Consider the following 2,244-nt stretch of genomic DNA (forward strand, 5'->3'; position numbering starts at 1 on the left):
ATCTTTAAGAATCAAAAAATATATAAAAAAATGAAAATTCTTAGCGAGATAGACTAATGTTTTAATTATAAAATTTTTATATCAAGATAGTAGAATTGCAAGTTAAAAATGGGAAAAAACGAGACGGTTTCCCGTCTCGGTAGCTAGCATTAAGCCGACTTTTCTTTAAGATATTTGTTTATAAGAGTTGTGATCTCTTCACCGTGAGGAAATCTCGCTTCATCATTTCCAATACGATCTTTCTTAGAAAATATAACATCTCCATCAACCTCGACGATGAAATTTCCACCATCACCTATAACCTTTTCGACTCTTGCATCACTAAAGTTCGCTTTTATTTCATCTTCTACACGAGAAGCTACCGGACGATAGTTTCAAGAGTTGCAGTAAATAATTTTTACTTGCATGCTCTGTCCTTTCTTGTGAAATAAGCCAATATTATATAAAATTTTACTTAACAAATAAAACATATTACTTGAAAGGATAAATTTATGAAAAAAGTTGCTGTGATTTTAGCTGATGGATTTGAGGAGATAGAAGCGCTAACTTCTGTTGATGTTTTACGTAGAGCTGGAGCGATAGCTTCTATTGTTGGGCTAAATGACGTAAATATCAAAGGATGTCACAATATATGCGTAAAAGCCGACGTAACACTTCGTGAAATGAAAGAGTTAGACTACGATGCGATCGTCCTTCCTGGCGGACTTCCAGGAGCTAGCAATCTAGCAAACGATACAAGGCTCAAAGCAATTTTGCAAAATTTTGATAAAAGCAATAAGCTTATTTGTGCCATTTGTGCTGCTCCTATGGTGCTTGAGAGTGCTGGTGTGCTAAAAGATCATTTTGTTTGTTATCCAGGATTTGAAGAAAATGTAAGAAGTGATAAAAGGGGCTATGATAACGGTAAGAGTGTATTGAGGGATCAAAATATTATTACAGCAAAAGGTCCTGCTTTTTCAATGGAATTTGCACTTTTTATAGTTAAAAATTTACTTAGCGATGAAACGTATCTTAAAGTAAAGAATGATTTACTTTATAAATAGCTTATAAAGATAAAATAATTTTTTATTTAATTATTCTTTTTAAACTTAAGATTAGATTTTGTTTAGTGATAGTTATAAAAGTTCTATATATACGAGCTTGTAGCTTTTAAGAATATTTTTCAAAAAAATATAATAAATTTTTGATTTTTTACATCTTTTTGACGAAAATTAGCTATTATCACACTAACCGAATAAATCGGTAATTTTTTTAAGGAACACTCCTGTGAATATTTATGTAGGAAATTTGTCGTATAGAACGACAGAGGCAGAATTAAAGGAAGCTTTTGCACAATTTGGTGAAGTAAGGCGAGCAAAAATAGTAAAAGATAGAGAAACTGATCGCTCAAAAGGCTTTGGCTTTGTTGAAATGGACGATGCAAATGAGGGACAAAAAGCTATAGACGCACTAAATGAAAAAGAACTAGGCGGACGTACTTTAAGGGTAAATGAGGCTAGACCAAGGGATTAATGACTATTTGCCACCAAATGGTGGCATAGCATCCCGCATAGCTCCTACGCCTAGTGGGTTTTTGCATGCTGGCAATGCTTATAACTTCATCCTAACTTATCTTTTGACACGTTCGGTAAATGGTATTTTGCACTTACGTATCGATGATTATGATCTTAGTAGATACCGGCAAGAATTTGTTCAAAATATCTTTGATGTTTTAGAATTTTTGGGGCTTGAATGCGATAAAGGGCCTACTTGCACGAGTGATTTTGAGCAAAATTTTTAGCTTTAAATTAAGTGCTAAAAGGTATGAAGATGTACTTAAAAAACTAGATGAAATTTATATCTGTGAATGTTCAAGGACTACAAAAGGTGCCTACAAAAACGGCATTTACACTAAAATTTGTAAAAATAAAAATCTAAAATTTATAAAAGACAAGACCGCCATTAGACTAAGCGTAGATGAGGGCGACCCTCTTGGTAAGCTTGTGGCAGAGCAGATGGGCGATTTTGTGATTTACAAAAAAGATTTTACTCCTGCTTACAACTTTGCAAGCGTGATAGACGATGAGGATATGGGCATAAATTTGGTTGTTAGAGGGGAGGACCTGCTACCTTGCACGCTAGCTCAAAGATACATTGCAAAAAGGTTAAAATTTGGTTTTGGAAAGTGAGCCTTTTTAGATGAAATTTTCACTTTTGCTAAGCGTGTAGAGGCTGTATGCATTTTGTTTTTGGACAGGGGTTCGA

5 protein-coding genes are annotated in these 2,244 nt (G+C 34.0%); 4 read left to right on the plus strand and 1 reads right to left on the minus strand.

Going from position 1 to position 2,244, the window contains the following annotated elements; translation table 11 throughout:
• Nucleotides 1-149: 149 nt before the first annotated feature.
• Complete coding sequence (locus F3G69_RS09145; RefSeq protein ID WP_255349566.1) at nt 150-407, minus strand: SelT/SelW/SelH family (seleno)protein; 258 nt, start codon at nt 405-407, stop codon at nt 150-152.
• A gap of 84 nt (nt 408-491) precedes the next feature.
• Between F3G69_RS09145 and F3G69_RS09150 the strand changes: the two genes are divergently transcribed.
• The 4 genes from F3G69_RS09150 to F3G69_RS09610 all read left to right on the plus strand — a co-directional run bounded on the left by F3G69_RS09150 (nt 492) and on the right by F3G69_RS09610 (nt 2,168).
• Nucleotides 492-1,043, plus strand: coding sequence for a DJ-1 family glyoxalase III (locus F3G69_RS09150; RefSeq protein WP_149715056.1), 552 nt, complete (start codon nt 492-494; stop codon nt 1,041-1,043).
• Nucleotides 1,044-1,266: 223 nt separating this feature from the next.
• On the plus strand, nt 1,267-1,512 hold the full coding sequence (gene rbp / locus F3G69_RS09155; protein ID WP_009294719.1) for an RNA-binding regulator: 246 nt from the start codon (nt 1,267-1,269) through the stop codon (nt 1,510-1,512).
• The gene (locus F3G69_RS09515) at nt 1,490-1,780 is read left to right on the plus strand and encodes a glutamate--tRNA ligase family protein (RefSeq protein WP_223155910.1); all 291 of its coding nucleotides are present in this window, start codon (nt 1,490-1,492) and stop codon (nt 1,778-1,780) included. The genes rbp and F3G69_RS09515 overlap by 23 nt, the downstream gene beginning before the upstream one ends.
• Nucleotides 1,764-2,168 carry a glutamate--tRNA ligase family protein gene (locus F3G69_RS09610; protein ID WP_316342517.1) on the plus strand — a complete coding sequence of 135 codons (405 nt, stop codon included), beginning with the start codon at nt 1,764-1,766 and terminating at the stop codon, nt 2,166-2,168. Before F3G69_RS09515 ends, F3G69_RS09610 begins: the two co-directional genes overlap by 17 nt.
• The last annotated feature ends 76 nt before the right edge of the window (nt 2,169-2,244 follow it).

Source organism: Campylobacter concisus (assembly GCF_902460625.1).
Classification (GTDB): domain Bacteria; phylum Campylobacterota; class Campylobacteria; order Campylobacterales; family Campylobacteraceae; genus Campylobacter_A; species Campylobacter_A concisus_AD.